The sequence below is a fragment of the Limnohabitans sp. TEGF004 genome (genome assembly GCF_027924965.1).
GTDB lineage: Bacteria > Pseudomonadota > Gammaproteobacteria > Burkholderiales > Burkholderiaceae_C > Limnohabitans.
Genome location: NZ_AP027057.1, coordinates 24,156 through 41,135, shown reverse-complemented (window position 1 = coordinate 41,135; position 16,980 = coordinate 24,156). Strand labels below are relative to the sequence as shown.

General features: G+C 46.9%; 11 protein-coding genes and 1 pseudogene. 8 read left to right on the top strand and 4 right to left on the bottom strand.

The features are described from left to right. Positions 1-90 precede the first annotated feature (90 nt). Complete coding sequence (locus LINBF2_RS13075; protein ID WP_281891451.1) at positions 91-2,160, bottom strand: hypothetical protein; 2,070 nt, start codon at positions 2,158-2,160, stop codon at positions 91-93. A gap of 168 nt (positions 2,161-2,328) precedes the next feature. Here LINBF2_RS13075 and LINBF2_RS13070 point away from each other — a divergent pair, with 168 nt between their 5' ends. Both LINBF2_RS13070 and LINBF2_RS13650 read left to right on the top strand, forming a co-directional pair. Then, entirely contained in the window at positions 2,329-2,838 is a 510-nt protein-coding gene (locus LINBF2_RS13070) for a hypothetical protein (RefSeq protein ID WP_281891450.1), read from the top strand. A 213-nt stretch (positions 2,839-3,051) separates the two neighbouring features. Beyond that, positions 3,052-3,321, top strand: a pseudogene (locus LINBF2_RS13650) (hypothetical protein); the annotation flags it as partial. Positions 3,322-3,369: 48 nt separating this feature from the next. Here the strand turns inward: LINBF2_RS13650 and alr are convergent. Both alr and LINBF2_RS13055 read right to left on the bottom strand, forming a co-directional pair. Further along, on the bottom strand, positions 3,370-4,431 hold the full coding sequence (gene alr / locus LINBF2_RS13060; RefSeq protein ID WP_281891449.1) for an alanine racemase: 1,062 nt from the start codon (positions 4,429-4,431) through the stop codon (positions 3,370-3,372). 19 nt (positions 4,432-4,450) lie between these two features. Then, the gene (locus LINBF2_RS13055; RefSeq protein ID WP_281891448.1) at positions 4,451-5,725 is read right to left on the bottom strand and encodes a D-amino acid dehydrogenase; all 1,275 of its coding nucleotides are present in this window, start codon (positions 5,723-5,725) and stop codon (positions 4,451-4,453) included. A 234-nt stretch (positions 5,726-5,959) separates the two neighbouring features. Here LINBF2_RS13055 and LINBF2_RS13050 point away from each other — a divergent pair, with 234 nt between their 5' ends. From LINBF2_RS13050 to LINBF2_RS13035, 4 genes are all read left to right on the top strand, one after another. Then, positions 5,960-7,369 (top strand): amino acid permease, encoded by a 1,410-nt coding sequence (locus LINBF2_RS13050; RefSeq protein ID WP_281891447.1) that lies wholly within the window; start codon positions 5,960-5,962, stop codon positions 7,367-7,369. 865 nt (positions 7,370-8,234) lie between these two features. Next, the gene (locus tag LINBF2_RS13045; protein ID WP_281891446.1) at positions 8,235-10,565 is read left to right on the top strand and encodes a hypothetical protein; all 2,331 of its coding nucleotides are present in this window, start codon (positions 8,235-8,237) and stop codon (positions 10,563-10,565) included. A 13-nt stretch (positions 10,566-10,578) separates the two neighbouring features. After that, the gene (locus LINBF2_RS13040; RefSeq protein ID WP_281891445.1) at positions 10,579-11,334 is read left to right on the top strand and encodes a hypothetical protein; all 756 of its coding nucleotides are present in this window, start codon (positions 10,579-10,581) and stop codon (positions 11,332-11,334) included. A gap of 5 nt (positions 11,335-11,339) precedes the next feature. Further along, positions 11,340-11,882 (top strand): hypothetical protein, encoded by a 543-nt coding sequence (locus LINBF2_RS13035; RefSeq protein ID WP_146180645.1) that lies wholly within the window; start codon positions 11,340-11,342, stop codon positions 11,880-11,882. A 507-nt stretch (positions 11,883-12,389) separates the two neighbouring features. On the opposite strand, the gene LINBF2_RS13030 is transcribed toward LINBF2_RS13035, so the two are convergent. Beyond that, the gene (locus LINBF2_RS13030; RefSeq protein WP_281891444.1) at positions 12,390-13,550 is read right to left on the bottom strand and encodes a DcaP family trimeric outer membrane transporter; all 1,161 of its coding nucleotides are present in this window, start codon (positions 13,548-13,550) and stop codon (positions 12,390-12,392) included. Positions 13,551-13,831: 281 nt separating this feature from the next. On the opposite strand from LINBF2_RS13030, the gene LINBF2_RS13025 reads away from it, so the two are divergent. Both LINBF2_RS13025 and LINBF2_RS13020 read left to right on the top strand, forming a co-directional pair. Next, entirely contained in the window at positions 13,832-16,159 is a 2,328-nt protein-coding gene (locus tag LINBF2_RS13025) for a bifunctional salicylyl-CoA 5-hydroxylase/oxidoreductase (RefSeq protein ID WP_281891443.1), read from the top strand. Continuing rightward, positions 16,156-16,953, top strand: a complete 798-nt coding sequence (locus tag LINBF2_RS13020) for an SDR family oxidoreductase (RefSeq protein WP_281891442.1) — start codon at positions 16,156-16,158, stop codon at positions 16,951-16,953. The genes LINBF2_RS13025 and LINBF2_RS13020 overlap by 4 nt, the downstream gene beginning before the upstream one ends. Positions 16,954-16,980 lie beyond the last annotated feature (27 nt).

Below are 16,980 nucleotides of genomic sequence, written 5' to 3'. Positions count from 1 at the left end.
CTCACAATCAGGCCACTAAGGGTTCAGGCTTCTCAGCCCTCGCCCTTAGCGCTCATATCAATTCCTCTATCCAGCACACATCTTCAATTCCTAAGGCTGAACAGAAACAATCTTGCTAACTTTACGGCCGTAATACTCGGTCACATACAACACCCCATTCGCATCTGTTGTGATTCCTGTGGGCGCGTTGAAAGTTGCTACAGCACCAGAACTCAGTGTAGGAGCCAGCGTAGTAACAACTCCTGCCGCTGTGATCTTACGGATCTTGTTATTTCCTTGATCCGCCACATACAAATTACCGCTGGTGTCTTTGGTAATGCCATATGGTCCACTAAATTTCGCGTTTGTTGTCGTGCCATCTGCAAAGCCCTGCGATGAGCCCACGAATGTCGTCACGTTGTTTGAGGTGTCTATCTTCAGGATCAGACTGTTCGTGTAATCACTGGCATAAATGTTGCCGCTCGCGTCAACTACGACACCTAATACAGATGGGGAGTTAGGTAACGCAATAGATCTACTCAATGCACCTGCCGACGTGATGACGGAGATGTAGCCGTACTGGTCTGATACATAAAACTTGTCGGTTTGACTGTCAAAGTAAATCGCTGCAGGCGTAGTGATGTTCGAATCAATCGCGTTTATATCAATAAACGTAGATACAACCCCAGCACTTGTGACTTTCTTGATCACTGTAGAGCTTGTCTCAATCACATACAGATTTCCGCTTGCATCAAATGTCAATCCAACAGGATCATTAAGCCCTGGCACAAACGTTGTTTGTTGATTGCTTGTATTGATCTTAGATACCGTGCCCCACACGCTAGAACTAAGCGCAATGACATTAGGGTCGCTATTGGAATCATCTCTCCATTGGGCAACATACACATTACCTTGCGTATCCACGGCAACACCTGTTGGGGCTGGGTTGGCAGATGCCGTGCTGGAAAGCGTACTTGCCCTTGCTGCTGATTCAACACAAGAGACAGCCACATTCGTGACATTACTTGTCACCGAACCACTGCTAGGGTTAGCTGTAACAGAGCACCATTTGAAGCCCTTTGGTTGCGTCCCAACAGTCACGGCGTAGCTTGCACCACTGGCAACACTTGTAGAAAATGTGAAACTCACTGCTGCACTACCGTTGCCGCTACCTAAAACGGTAAGCGGGTCTGTGCCGTTGTTATTCAGCGTGACCTGCGCTCCGGCTTGAAGTCCAATAATGCTTCCACTAATAGTGTAGGTACTTGCCGGAGCATTTGCACAAACGATACTCACACTGGTCACATTGGCCGTTACACCGGCACCACTACCAGAGTTGTTTGCGACCGAACACACCTGCCCAGTAGGTTGGGCGGCAACAATGACGTTATAACTACCGTTGAACGCAATCGGTGTATCAAAAACAAAATCACCATTCGCCGGAACAATCAGAAAATCTGCCCCGTTATTTTGCAAGATCACCGACTGGGCGCTAGCCAAACCAGACACACTGCCACCTACGGTGTAGTTGTTAGTGGAGCAAACAATATTGACGCCACGCACATTAGCCGTCACACCAGCGCCAAAACCTGAATTGTTTGCGACTGAACACATCTGCCCAGTGGGTTGACCAGTAACTGTAACGTTGTAACTACTGTTGAACGCAATTGGTGTGTCAAAAACAAAATCACCATTCCCTTGAACAGACAAAGAATCTGCCCCGTTGTTTTCCAACACCACCGTCTGACCACTGGCTAAACCAGACACGTTACCCCCAACGGTGAATTTTGCTACCGAACAAACAATTCGTAAGTTCTTTACGGCTGCTGTCACAACTACTCCACTGCCTGAGTTGTCGGCCACAGAGCAGATTTTTCCCCTTGGTTGCGTCCCAACAGTCACGTTAAAACGCTCGTTATACGCAATATGACTTGGGAATGTGATGCTGCCATCAGCTGCAACAGTCAACGGATCCTTTCCGTTGAGCAACAAAACAACTTGGTCGCCCGCGTCCAAACCAGAGATGCTCCCACCAACAGGATAAGTTCTATTCTCAAACCCGCCACTAGCCCCTCCCCCGCCTCCGCATGCGCTAAGCATTGCCAACATCAAAAATGCAAGAAGCAAACTAAGAAACCCTCGATCTTTACGAGGATGGAAACAAGAACCACAAGAAAACATAAGGAACCTCCTTCATAGAAACGCACCTAATAGTTCTCACAAACAAGGTGTGCAACAAATATAGAGTATTCTATTACTACTTATAAAACAATTTGTATTAATTTGTTGTACAATTTTGACAATCTAGAAAAGATTTATCGGACATACGACACAAGGCAGGGGGCGCTCATGAAATTGAAGTTCTATTTTTTGATTATTTCTACGCTTTCGACCCACAGCGTTTTCGCCCAAGACGAACCGCAAGAAACTTCTCCCGTCTTTTATGGAGAGATTGCACACTTGCCTTTAATCGTCAAATTCCCTGACGCATCAAAGGTCAGGCCAAAGCTGTCTCGCATCACCATTGGCATGGATATCAATGAAAACTGGGCACTGGAAGGCATGGCAGCCACAACAGTCAACAAGGACGAAGAAGTAACAGCCACCATGGGCGGCGTATTCTTGAAGCCTCATACCTCCGTAGCAGAAGATGTTGAACTCTTCGGTCGCATAGGGTTCAATCGCGCTCTGCTTGGAGGCTCGGCAGGCGGGACTGTCTCAAACGTAGCGTACGGTTTTGGCATGCAAATGCAATTCACAAAGAATTACTACGGGCAAATTGATTACATGATGTATGGAAGAGGCCCAAACTCTGAGTCAACGCGAGGTTTAAGTCTTGCTCTTGGAGTTCGTTTCTAAATCAAAGCTTCTTCCTTGTTAGAAACTGCATGACAGCGCTTTCATTACGTGTCCATGTTAAGTGGATGCGCCGCGTTGCTCCGCCCCACTGTTGTGGCGACAAATTGAGATAGACGCACACGTACATGCGTGACTTTGTCGCCGCGGACCCTGCCAAGTTAGCTTCAGGAGTGCTTGCCTATCTTTCCGGACGAACGTCTTTATTGATACGGCCGTTGCGCACGACTTCATGATCCCAATTCACGCGGCTAGCGCGATGCGTTCATTGAAGCGACCGCTATCGTGAATGGCATGTCGGTCGTGGCGCGCAATGTTGCCGATTTTCAATCAGTGAAAACACAAACTTGTCTAGGTGTTGGCGGTCTCCTCGTGCTGTACTCCATTGTTTACTTGGATTACATCCAATTCAAAGCTAGGGCGATGTACTTGGCGCTGGGCATTGATCTCACAAGCAACAAGCAGTCGCTGGACTCTAACTTATAAAAAGTAGCCTTCTGCATTTTGCGAAAGCTGGCATGCCGGATGCTATGTTTATACCGACGAGAAGCTCACCCTCTTAACGTTGCAAAGCAGCTCGTACGGAATTGTTCGAGCGTATTGCGCAACTTCTGCAACACGAATGTGTTTCCCCCACAACTCAACTTGGCTACCCTGACCTGAATTTCCGAGATCAGTAATGTCAACAGCGAGCATGTCCATTGATATGACACCCAATGTTTTCGTGAGCTGGCCATCAACCAACACCGAACAACCCATCGCATTCCTCGGATAGCCATCTGCATAACCCAACGCCACAATACCTACTCTAGAGTCTCGACTAACTCGTACGGCGCAACCATATCCGACCCCTTCTCCTTCTTTGACATTTTTCACATCAAATATTTGGCTTTTTAACTCCATTACTGGCTCTAGGGAAAACGAACTACCCGGCACAGGATTAACCCCATACATTGCAATTCCTAATCGGGCCCAGTCTGAGGGTGGGCCTTTTGAGCTTAAGACCCCCGCAGAATTGCAAAAGCTCAATTCACAATCAAGCCCCCTCGTCGCATTCATTAATTTTTCAATTTGCTTGGTTGAGAAGTCATCCCCTTCAACATCTGCACAAGCAAGATGTGTCATAGAACTCACTTTTGATACCGCCTTGGTCGCGCACAGTCGCGATATATATTCACACGCCAAAGAACCATCCAGCCCCAAGCGATTCATCCCCGTTTCAAACTTGAGCCACACATTAAGTCCACGCATTGCACTAGAGCATTGCTCAATCATCTCCAATTGTTCATGTCGACTTACAACAACCCAAAAACCATGATTGGCCGCTTTGCGCAACTCCTTAACGTCAAAAACGCCCTCCAACAAAAGTATGGGCTTTTGGATACCTACTTCTCTCAACTCAAGCCCTTCCTCCAGAAATGCAACAGCAAATGCATCTGCATCTATTTCTAACTTTCTCGCGCATCGCACAGCCCCATGGCCATATGCATTCGCTTTCAAAACAGCAAATGCCTTTCCGCCATGAAACGTACGCAATTTCTTGTAATTGCTCAAGAGCGCATTTAGGTCTATCAATGCTTGGCTTGGTCGCGTCATTTCTTGTCTCCTCTTAGATTTAAATCACATTGCGGCTATAACGTCGCATCGACAATCCCTCTTGTCTGATTTGCGTCTCTCTTCCCAGAAGCAAATCCCTCACATATCGACCTGAACCACAGGCCATCGTCCAGCCCAGCGTTCCATGCCCGAGATTCAAATAGAGGTTCTGAAAAAACGTTTCACCCACAATCGGAGGACCATCCGGAGTCATCGGACGCAACCCCGTCCAAAATTCCGCTTTCGACAAATCCCCACCAGGAAATAACTGCTTGACCACCATCTCTAACGTTTCGCGGCGTTGACTCGGCAACGTACGGTCTACACCTTTCAACTCGGCCATCCCACCCACACGAATCCGCCGATCAAAACGTGTAATCGCAATCTTGTACGTCTCGTCTAAAACTGTAGATATCGGTGAACGAGAAGGATCTAACACCGGCATCGTCAGTGAATATCCCTTCACGGGGTAAACCGGCACACCTACTCCAACATCCAAGAGAGCTTGTCGAGAGCCAACTCCCATTGCCATTACATAACCATCTGCAGACAGCACACCTCGCTTTCCGCCTTTTTCATACTGAACCCCTGTAATCTTGTCTCCCACATTCAACAACTTCTCGACCCTCATACCAAACTGAAAACGGACTCCCAACGCTCGCGCCATCCGAGAAAGTTCTTGCGTAAACAAACGGCAATCTCCTGTTTCATCTTTGGGCAATCTCAACCCACCAGCAATCAGTGCGCTCGCTCCTTCAAGCCCTGGTTCAGCCCGAATCACTCCATCTCGATCCAAAAGCTCGAATGGAACTCCACACTCATGCAAAACACGGATATCTTTTTGTGCAGCATCAACCTGAGCCTGCTCACGGAAAAGTTGCAATGTCCCCGCGCATCTGTGTTCATATGAGATCCCCGTTTCTGCTCTGAGTTGTTGCAAACAATCCCTGCTGTACTCCGAAATGCGCATCATCCGTTCTTTGTTACGCGTGTAACTCGACTCGTTGCAATTTGAAAACCATTGCAACATCCAACGCAATTGAAACAAACTTCCATCCCACCCAACACTCAACGGCGCATGCTTTTGAAACATCCACTTCAACGCCTTCAAAGACATGCCTGGCGCTGCCCATGGCGTGGAATATCCAGGGGAGATCTGCCCTGCATTGGCGTAACTCGTCGCCGTAGCGACGTCTGAACCCGCCTCCAGCACGATGACATCAACACCTTCTTTTGCAAGGTAATACGCAGTACATACACCTATGACTCCTCCACCCAAAACAACAACTTGCATTACTTTCCCCATTCAAAGTTTATTCAAAGACTAGGGTAAACACCCCCGCTTATTAGTTTGTATTATTTACTAAACGAAACAATAATGAGTCTAATGGGTTATTTATCGAGTTAGCCTTCGGTAATACCCGTTCGGAGTTCTTCTGCACAACAAGTGCCTACTGCGACGCGCACCGGTCCACAGGATCGAGCTGTCGCCATCGTTTAACAATAAAACCTCAAGGAGTGAGACTGCATGAGCAAATCTATGGATAGCTTCCAGCAAATCGTCGAGCAAGAGCAAGGGCTCAAGAAGGTCCTGAGCGCAGGACAAATGGGCATGATTGCAATTGGAGGCGCAATCGGCACCGGTTTGTTCTTAGGAAGTGGATTGGCGATTGGTTTTGCCGGTCCAAGCGTGATCCTCAGTTACGCTGTTGGCGCGCTCATCGCCCTGATCCTGATGGGTTGCCTCGCAGAGATGACCATTGTTCACCCCACCTCAGGATCTTTTGGTGCGTACGCAGAACACTACATGGGACCGTGGGCAGGGTTCATGGTTCGCTATGCTTACTGGGCATGCAATGTCTTAGCCGTTGGAACTGAAGTAACGGCCATCGGCATTTACATGAAGTTCTGGTACCCAGACATACCGAGTTGGTTCTGGATTTCATCTTTCTCTCTTGCCCTAGTCCTGATCAATGCGTTCAGTGTCAATATTTTTGGCCTCGTTGAATACTGGTTCTCGGTAATCAAGATCGTTGCCATCCTTGCATTCATCATGATTGGTTCATATGTCGTCTTTGGTCCCGCCACAAGAGTTGGTGACGTAATTCCCGGGTTTCATCATTACACCGAACATGGGGGCTTTTTCCCGCAAGGGTTATGGGGAATGTGGATTGCAGTCATCGTCTCGATATTCGGTTACCTTGGAATCGAGATGATTGCGGTAGCTGCTGGCGAAGCACACGAGCCAGAAAAAGCCATCAAGAGTGCAGTTCGTACAACACTCATCCGCTTAGCACTCTTTTACCTACTCACAATGGGTCTCATGCTTGCCATCGTCCCATGGACCCAAGCCGGCCATGAAGAAAGTCCATTTGTCAAAGTTATGACTGCGGTCAACATTTCTGGCGCCTCAGGCGTGGTGAATTTCGTTGTTCTTATCGCAGCACTCTCCGCAATGAATAGCCAGCTCTACATCACAACACGAATGATGTTTAGTTTGTCTTGCGCAGGCTATGCACCTAAACAGTTCGGCCGTCTTAACAAACGTGGCATTCCAATGCTGGGATTGCTGCTCTCCACTGGCGGCATTGCACTGGCAACCGTTCTAAGTATCGTTGCTCCAGAGCAATCTTTCACCCTCATGATGGCCGTTTCAATGTTTGGTGCCCTGTTCACATGGTTCATGATCTTTGTCACTCATTTCTTCTTCCGGAAGAAGTGGGGCAATGAAAACTCACAAGCCTTGCCCTTTCGCATGCCTGGTTTTCCATACCTGACATTTTTGGGTGGAGCTCTCATGCTGGCCATCATGATCACCACCGCATTCACAAAGGAATTCCAAATGACATTGGTCTTTGGCATCCCTGCTTTGATTTTCCTTAGCGTTGTGTATTTTGTCTGGTATGCGAAAAAAACGGACATTCCCCAACACATGTAAACAATTTCACAGCACAGCTTGACTCTGCCTCTCAACCCCATGGCGCTAAAGAAACTACTTTGGAACGGCACACCGCGCCCGGTTAGTTGCAACCTTCCATGCGCAAAATTAAAGATTCTTTAGTATTGTTTTTCTTTCTGGTTGTAATAAAATAGACATGTCTTAACAGGAGTAATCATCATGCATTTCTTGAGAATGAAAGTACCCGCGGCTGCGATTTGGTTGGTAGGCGTATGCCTTGCGAACAGCGCAGTGGCTGCCACCGCAACTGCTGACATTGGTATCTCGTTAGCCGTTAGTTCACCATCCTGCAAAGTGACTAATTCGAAAGGTGCCCTCCAATTGCCCACTGCAACAAATTCAACATTGTCACTAGGGAATTATTTGACAGCACATGGCATTACCACTCCTGGAGTTGGCATGTCCAATAGAGTTACGAGCCCAGCTCTAGAGATCACAACAACAATTACTTGTAGTGAGCCCACCGTGATAACCGGATTTCTAGTCGCCCCAGCACCTGGCTCGGTTCCTTGGGCAGCAGGGTGGGTGGCGACACAATTCTTAGTGGATTCATCCACTCCACCCGTCGCATTTTTCGGTGGTGCTGCGATGCTCGAATATGAGCAGGTATCAATTGACAAGGTCCCCGCTGGGTGGAGTTATACCAATTATTCAGGATTGACGAGACCGTATTCAACAGCTTTCTTGGCCAAAACGGCAAGTGCAAGTGAATTTATCTCAGAGGTGACATGGCGACCCACTTTTTACAATTCAAATTCCGCAGCAAAAGTGGGAAAGCCAACTGGAGATGTATTTACGGGAGCAGCAAGGGTTACTGTGGACTACTAAAAGGTGATGTAAAGATTTGGGAAGCTCACGAAGTGAGGGATTAGCGCTTGCTTTCTTAATGATCGCTCAAAGTGCGGTCTCAGAAACAGATATACAAGTTAGTGACAGGCTAATTTATCTCAATGAATCTCTTATGGGTGCATATGCAACATGTGTTCGTCATGGAGATGACTCCCTTTACTTAGAAGGATTGTTCTTCGAGCGCGTGAAACTCCAGAAAATTCCAGATGGACTAATTTGCGAAGGACGCCCATTTTGGAAAACAAAGGTGAAAATAGAGAGATTGGACGGTAAAAACATAGGAAGGGCTCACGTGAGCCCTTCCGATTATGAGCCACAGGCTGCTGCTAGGGAAACACCCATATCTAGCGAGTTGCGCCAGACTCCTCTTGGATCGCCCATAAACGTGTATGCCCTACAGCATGAAACTGGCTTTTGGTTCGAGCAGACTAAAATGACAAATATAACATTAGGAATAAGTGGGAAAAAATATTCCCCCTTTGGCCTATTCACACTAGATGGATACGCATCCAATGCAAATGGACGATCTTTCGGATTTCTACGTGATGCAAGTTGGAAACGCAGTTTCCCTGAGAAAAGGTTCACGGCCAAGTTCGGATTGAACGTAGTGAATAATACGGGGGCCGCGACTACTTTGTATGGACTGGTATTAGAATCAGAAGAGCATCGTCGCCCTAGAGATGAAATAAGATCGATACAAGGGTTTGCTGATGTTCCTGGCAGAATTCAGATTCGAGCAAGGGGCGTTTTAATAAAGGAAATCCCAATTTCAGCAGGTTATTACAGCTTGCCTCTCTCCCATCTTACTTCCAACGCTTCTGATAATGGCCAATACGCCCTAACATTGGTCGACGACTCAGGACGTGAGGTTCGGACATGGAATGAATTTATACCAGTAACACCCCAATTGCTACCAACTGGCGAGGCGAACTGGAAGTTGTTTTTCGGGCAAATTAAAAACAGCACAAGATCCAACAATATCCGTTTAACTGAGATAAATGATATTGGAACAGGATTCCTTTATCGATATGGAATCAACAAATATCTAACAGGCGAACTATCAGCAACACTTGGGAAGTATTCACATGCGAGGGGTGTTTCCTTCGATCTTATTCCAAAGACTTGGCTATCAATTGGCGCTGGTCAGAATCGTTCCATTGAGAAAAATTTTGTTAATCCCAAGAAAAATGGATATTGGGGAATCAACTTACATTCCGAGCATGCGAGTTGGTATTCCGGCCTTACACAGCAGAGTTGTCCTGCGTCAAATTTTTCAATAGGGGAAGAAAGCATATGCAAAAACATCCGACATAGTCTGCAAGTCCCAGCGGGAAGAGCCGGTCGACTCTCGTTCTTGAGATCATCATCAATCGACTCTCGCCCTATATCTTCGAGCTTCGGATTTAATTGGAGTGTCCCAGTCACAAAAGGATGGGGAATCTCTTTATATGGAACTGAACAGCGCACAGACAACAACCGATCATTTGTTTTAGGTTTAATAGCAACGATTGCGCTAGATAAGGCTCATCTAATGAATAGTATTAGTCTAAATAGCTCTGACAATCACGATGCAATGAGATCTTATTCAACCTCATATACGAATACGGCTAACAATGAAACGCAGTACTCAATGGGTGCGGATATAACGAAGCAACCGTATGGCCAATCTACGACTAATATCAATAGCTCCGTTAATTATTATCCATGGCATGGGGCGTATCAGGCCAATGTACGAATTAAAAATGATGGAAGTTACTCCCTAGGCCTCAATGAGTCTGGTGGTCTGATCTTTTTTGATGAAAATATTATTACGACTCGCACGGTCGAGAATGGCTTGGCCGTTCTTCGCTTGAAAGGGCTAAGCAATAGAACTGTAGAAGATAATAACGGAATCGTAAAATCTGTAACTAATCAGGATGGTTATGCAGTTATCCCAATGTATGGAACAAATATCACCCCTTCATTAAGAGTCGCGGCAGAAGAAGTTCCGAACAACATTAAATTACCCAATGTATTGGTAGGAAGAAATCCAGACCCATGGACTGCGACATACTGGGAGCCAGAGGTCAAGAATGTGAGACAAGGGTGGATAAGATTGATTTTTAAGGCGGGTAATGTTGTCCCAACTGGTTCTGTCCTCAATCTTGGTGAACATGTGTACGTTCTAGAAAATGGCGAAGTCTTCCTAGAGGATTTACCTAACGATATTACGTCCATTCTTGTAACGATACCTAGAAGTAGGGAAAGATGTATCGTTCAACTACCAGCGGACCTAGAATTGAGGCATCAACACAACGCAACGATGTCGACATTACAGTGCAATTAATTACAGAGTTCAAATGAATATTTCTTCTTGGAGATTCAAAATGTCTTGGAAATTTCGAATTTTTGGTCTAGCATTGTACATTTCATATTCTGTATGTTCGGCCTTAGGTGTGGATAAATTAGTTGGCGAGCTCAATGTTACCAAAGGGTTTAATAAAGTAATCACATTCACTCTATTTAACGACCGCGACGATACTATCTTCATCACAAGCAAAGGGCTTGCTTGGGACATGGACAAACTAGGAAATTTGTCAACCGTCCCTAGTAATGATCTAGAAATATTTCCACCAGTTCATAGGGTGAATCCGGGTGATAGTGCTGTCTTCAAAGTCAGATATGTTGGCGACTCGATAGAAGGAGAAGGTTTATATCGAGTTATGTTTAATGAGATTTTGATTCCAACTCCTGAAAAAGAAAATGAAAAACTCGCTGATATTAAAACTGTGACCCCGAATGTTGGAGTTGGTATGGCGATTACAGTCCCAGTCTATGTTTCGGACTTCTCGAAGAAAGAAAAGGAACTTGTGAAAGTCGTTGCATCATATAAACAAAATGGGAGAAAGCTGAGCTTGTTTGTGAAGAATATGGGTGACTCCCGTATTAATATCCGTCAGTATATCTTGAATGGTACTAAAATAAACGGATTAGGGACTGTCCTAGCTCGCCACGAGCGGTTATTCAACATCGATACGACAGAGGCCATCTCCAGCCTTGTTCTCCAAGTAGTCCATCATGACAAAATAGAGAACATCATCGTCATAAGGGAATGAATAACTTGGCTCAAATTGTCTACATTAAGAGTGCCATTTTGGCACAATTGAAACATGCTAGAAATTGTCTCTTTCTCCTAATCATAGATACAATAATACTTCCAAGCACAGCTTCAGCACTGTGTGTGATAGACGCTCCTGTAAGTCAAGTTCGAGCTAATGCATCCCTAATTAAGGGAAGAAATGATAAATTTGAGTTGAAGAACACACCGATGTCTACAAACATTTCTTTTAAATGCGATACTGACACGAATTACCAATTAGTTATCGCCCTGCAAGATTCCGACCCTATTACTAACGCATTGATATTATCTGGGTTTGGCACAGATAAAATACTAGTTCATCCAAAAATTAAAACCGTCAATGGTGGAGTTGTCGATAGGAATTTCAGAGATATGGTTGGTGGCTCTTATTCTGGGAGAGCTGTCTCAGGGGTAATTAACTACGTTCGAATTGAATTCGAACCAGTACAAGTTCATCTCCAAGGTAGTGGTGCAAGATCTAATGGGTATTTTAATGGTCGTGCCCAGTTCTTACTTCAGTATTAGAAATAGAAGATGCTCGGCGTAACTTACGCATTGCCGATTCCGAGCCTGCTCAGTTCGCGCAACAGCATTTGAGTAATTCAACTGTTACCGCAAATATAAACCATCATGTTTTGCAATAATCTTAACACCTTGGGCTAACTTCTAATTCAGTGATATGGCTAGTAGTTTGAAGGATCAAGCAGCCAGCGGTGCGATAGCTGCGAGTGGTTTAGCGGTGATTCCGGTGATGCGGGCAATCTCACGCTATGGGGTGTCGCGCTACAGCAGCGTGATGACGGTGGCGCGTTAGTTGGGTTTCAAGACATTCTCCCCTTGGCCTTCCTACGGGGAAAGCCAGAACATGCGTCCTGCCCACAGGTGTCGGCGTTGAGACCCTGCCCCCGATCACTTCAGGTGTGGAAATTTGGGTGGACATCAGGGATATGTCTAAAGATTTGGGTGAGTGCCACTATTGGTAATGATAGAACCGACAGGCCCACGACTCCTTCGAACCGAAGGCCTGTTCTTTCAGAACATTGTTGTTAGTGCAACATTCAATCTCTTCTCTACTCCGTAGTTGTCACCAGTTGGATTCATCAACGTGCGTTTCCCGTAAGCATACTCAACACCAAGCTCTGTATTTTTAGCCACATTAGAAATTAAGTTGAGATGCATTTGAGAAATTTTCTTGTTACTCTCATTTGCAATTGCGTTAGGGTTATTTGCGAAGTTCACAACCGAATAAGCCAAATTAGAGCGTTGCGTTCCTGACCAGTTATGCGTGTACCCAACGTGGGATCCGTGCGACTTGAAAAGACTGATTCCGCTATTGGTCAACACAGCCCCTTGGAACAATGAGCCCCACGCGTAACGCCCCCCACCATTACCTGTAAATGCCCCATACACAAACTTGCCAGTAGGAACAACCGTGGATCCGCTCAACCCAGCTTGGTAACCACGCGCACTATGTGTCACGCCACTGTTATCCGTGGTGTTGTAACCGACAGAGGCCATACGTGCAGAGACATGCCCCCAATCACCAGCCTTGTTCCAGCGCGCAGTGACATCGACCCCCTTATCAAAATCTGCACCCGAAGCTCCGCTCGTATAACTTCCCCCGTTTTCGACGGCGAAGCTCAACTGCGAGGTCGGAAGATTGACCGTGTATCTGACCTGTGCTTGCCTCGGTGCGGCGGCAGTTAAAGAGGGATTGAACTGAACCGTCTCAGGCAAGCCAGCAAAGTCTTCATAGTTTGACCATGTTTGTCCGACCAACCAATTCTGAATCTCCACGTATGCGTGACGAATTCGCAAACCTGTCCCGTTGTTAGCCGCTCGCCCTGTTTGGCCACCCTCTGCTGTTGTACCGTTGAAATCACCTTCTAATTTGAAGCCTACAGTACCCCCTGCCAATTTGCCATCAAACCCGAATCTTGAGGTCCGCGCCGTTAAGTAGGTACCACCACGTTTCTTCGAGTCGATTGATCCTTCAATTGGTTGACTTTGCAAAAAACTTGCCCAATCACCATTCGCTGTGTTGTTGGATCCTAAATCGTGAGTTCCATCAAAGCGAACAAACCCATAGAACTTAATGTTGTTCTCACTCTGCACTGCCCCCGCTTCATTTGCATATGCAACCAACGGAAACACCAACCCTGTTGCCACTAAGGCTGAACAAAATTTCTTCATGTCACGCTTCTCCTAAAAAGTGAATTAAAAATGCTTTCTCTTACGACTCAGCATGTTCATTAACAAATACGAGTTCAAAAAAGACAGCCAAAGAGAGCATAACGAATGCTTTTAAATACGCAATTCGTTATCGATACGACTTTCTAGGTATTTACGAGTGACGAAACAACCGTGCGCCGATATGTAATCTTTTGGCAATCAAATTTCGGGGGTTTTCCATAAACACTCCATAGCTTGTAGTATTTAATAATTTACTTCTAAAGTCTTATGAGGTAAATGTTATGAATATTGTCTGTCTTGGTGGCGGGCCTGCTGGTTTGTATTTCGGTTTGTTGATGAAGCTTCGTCATCCGCAGCACGACATTACCGTGGTCGAAAGAAATCACCCGTACGACACCTTCGGCTGGGGTGTTGTTTTCTCAGATGCGACGATGGAAAACATGCGTGTCTGGGACACAACAACTGCGGCTGAAATTCAGCACGCGTTCAATCATTGGGATGACATCGAACTACGATTCAAAGGCCAAACCCTACGCTCCAGCGGACATGGCTTCGTCGGCATTGGTCGCAAGAAGTTGCTCAACATCTTGCAGAAACGTTGCGAACAACTAGGCGTTAAATTGGTTTTCGAAACCGAAGCCAACTCGGATAACGATTACCCCGACGCAGATCTAATCATTGCAAGTGATGGCATCAATTCGAGAATCCGTGATCTACACGTTGATGTCTTCAAGCCCGACATCGTCACGCGCCCCAATCGCTATATCTGGCTCGGCACTAATCGCCTCTTTGACGCATTCACTTTCGACTTCCAGAAAACTGAACACGGCTGGTTTCAAGCGCACATCTACAAGTTCGACAACGACACCACCACATTCATTGTGGAATGTCCCGAACATGTATGGCTCGCTCACGGTTTAGACAAGGCAGACTCAACGGAGTCCATCGCATTTTGCGAAAAGCTCTTCGCAGAATCATTGCAAGGTGCCCCTTTGATGACCAATGCTCGCCATCTTCGCGGCTCAGCTTGGTTAAGTTTCCAGCGTGTTGTCTGCGAACAGTGGTGGTTGAAAAACCAAAACGGTAGCCACGTTGTCTTAATGGGGGATGCCGTTCATACAGCCCACTTTGCCATTGGTTCAGGAACCAAACTTGCCTTCGAAGATGCCATAGAGCTAACCCGCCAATTTGATCAGCACGGCCACGACGCCTCGCAAATCACCAACGTGCTTAACTCATATCAAGAGGCACGTCGAATTGAAACTCTGCGCCTACAAAATGCCGCATGGAACGCCATGGAATGGTTCGAAGTTTGTGATGCTCGTTACTGCGAACAATTCGAACCCGAACAATTCATGTACTCAATGCTCACGCGAAGCCAACGCATTAGTCATGAAAATCTACGTCTACGGGACAAGACATGGCTTGAGAACTATGAGAAATGGTTTGCAAAAAAAGCAAATGTACAAACCGATGTTCCAATCCCTCCAATGTTCACACCATACCAGGTGCGTTCCGTAGCGTTGAAGAATCGCGTTGTTGTTTCTCCAATGGCGCAGTATTCCGCGGTTGATGGCATACCTGGTGACTATCACCTCGTCCACCTCGGCTCGCGTGCACTAGGCGGTGCGGGTCTGGTAATGGTTGAGATGACGGCCCCATGTCCAGAAGGGCGCATCACGCCCTATTGCCCCGGACTTTGGAATGGCGTCCAACAACAGGCCTTTACCCGCATCGTATCTTGGATACATCAGAACAGCGATGCCAAGATTGGCATTCAACTCGGGCATGCAGGACCAAAGGGCAGCACCAACCGCCCTTGGGAAGGCAAAGGCGCTAACCATCCACTCGAAGACCACAACTGGCCTTTGTGCTCTGCTTCTACTGAGCCCTATATGCCCAGCGGCACTGCACCCGTCGCACTCACGCATGCAGGTCTAGAAGAAATCAAGAATGAGTTTGTACAAGCAACATGTCGAGCAGCTAACGCAGGTTTTGACTGGCTTGAGTTGCATTGTGCGCACGGATACCTTCTTTCTGCATTCATTTCCCCACTCACAAATAAACGCACCGATGAGTACGGGGGTAGTCTAGAAAATCGTTTGCGTTGGCCTCTTGAAATTTTCAAGGCCATGCGCGCAGTTTGGCCTAAGCACCTTCCTATGAGCATTCGCATTTCCGCTCACGATTGGGTTGATGGAGGCATCACACCTACTGATGCCGTCGAAATCGCTAAAGCTTTTAAGGCAGCAGGCGCAGACATGATTGACTGCTCATCTGGACAAGTGAGCGTGCAAGAAAAGCCTATCTATGGTCGCATGTTCCAAACTCCCTTTGCAGATCAAATCCGCCAAGAAGCGGGAATCGCCACCATCGCTGTAGGTGCCATCAGCGAAGCTGATCACGTCAACAGCATCATCGCCGCAGGACGTGCCGATCTCTGCGCCATTGCCCGCCCGCATTTGGCCAATCCTGCATGGACGCTATCTGAAGCCGCTCGCGTTGGTTACACCAACATAGCTTGGCATAAGCCTTACCTTTCCGCGAAGCGTCAACTCGAAGCTAACTTTGAACGTGCAGCAACTCAATCTAACGCTCAAAAGAAATGACGATATCTATTGACTTATCCCATCAGCACATCGTCATCACCGGTGCCGCCCGCGGCATCGGTGCCGCTATTGCGCAACTACTTGCAACAGCTGATGCAAATTTGACCTTAGTGGGCAGGAACAAAGAAGCACTCCATGCAATGGCAAGCGACCTACCGGGACATGGTCGCAAGTTTGTTCAGTCGGTAGATATCGCCGATTTGCAACAAGTGAAAAAAGGATTTTCAGAAGCAATCCAAGCCATTGGCCCCATTCATGTTCTTGTTAACAACGCAGGTCAAGCAAAAAGCAGCTCCATTGACCAAACCAGTCCTGATTTATGGAACCAAATGCTAGCCGTGAATCTCACGGGAACTTTCAATTGCATACACGCTGCAATTCCATCTCTTCGAACAACCGGATCAGCTCTCAATCCCTCCCGAATCATTAATATCGCCAGCACTTCTGGATTGCAAGGCTACGCACACGTCAGCGCCTACACCGCCGCAAAACATGGCGTCGTCGGATTGACACGATCTCTCGCACTTGAACTGGCAAGAAATCACATCACCGTAAATGCTGTTTGTCCAGGCTATACAGAAACAGCGATCGCCGCACAGGCCATTGAGGACATCGTTCGAAATACGGACAAAACGGCTCAACAAGCATTTAGCTTACTCACGCGTCGCAATCCACAACAACGCATGATTCGCCCTGAAGAAGTGGCTTCATGTGTTCTCTGGCTCTGCCAAGCCGAGTCTCGAAGCATTAACGGACAAGCCATTGCCGTTGATGGCGGCGAGTCTGCTGGTTAAACACGCATCGTTCACCAAAGACACTTC

Coding starts and splice junctions, on each gene's coding strand:
- LINBF2_RS13075 (WP_281891451.1), bottom strand. CDS start 2,160: ATGTTTTCTTGTGGTTCTTGTTTCCATCCTCGTAAAGATCGAGGGTTT.
- LINBF2_RS13070 (WP_281891450.1), top strand. CDS start 2,329: ATGAAATTGAAGTTCTATTTTTTGATTATTTCTACGCTTTCGACCCAC.
- alr (WP_281891449.1), bottom strand. CDS start 4,431: ATGACGCGACCAAGCCAAGCATTGATAGACCTAAATGCGCTCTTGAGC.
- LINBF2_RS13055 (WP_281891448.1), bottom strand. CDS start 5,725: ATGCAAGTTGTTGTTTTGGGTGGAGGAGTCATAGGTGTATGTACTGCG.
- LINBF2_RS13050 (WP_281891447.1), top strand. CDS start 5,960: ATGAGCAAATCTATGGATAGCTTCCAGCAAATCGTCGAGCAAGAGCAA.
- LINBF2_RS13040 (WP_281891445.1), top strand. CDS start 10,579: ATGAATATTTCTTCTTGGAGATTCAAAATGTCTTGGAAATTTCGAATT.
- LINBF2_RS13030 (WP_281891444.1), bottom strand. CDS start 13,550: ATGAAGAAATTTTGTTCAGCCTTAGTGGCAACAGGGTTGGTGTTTCCG.
- LINBF2_RS13025 (WP_281891443.1), top strand. CDS start 13,832: ATGAATATTGTCTGTCTTGGTGGCGGGCCTGCTGGTTTGTATTTCGGT.
- LINBF2_RS13020 (WP_281891442.1), top strand. CDS start 16,156: ATGACGATATCTATTGACTTATCCCATCAGCACATCGTCATCACCGGT.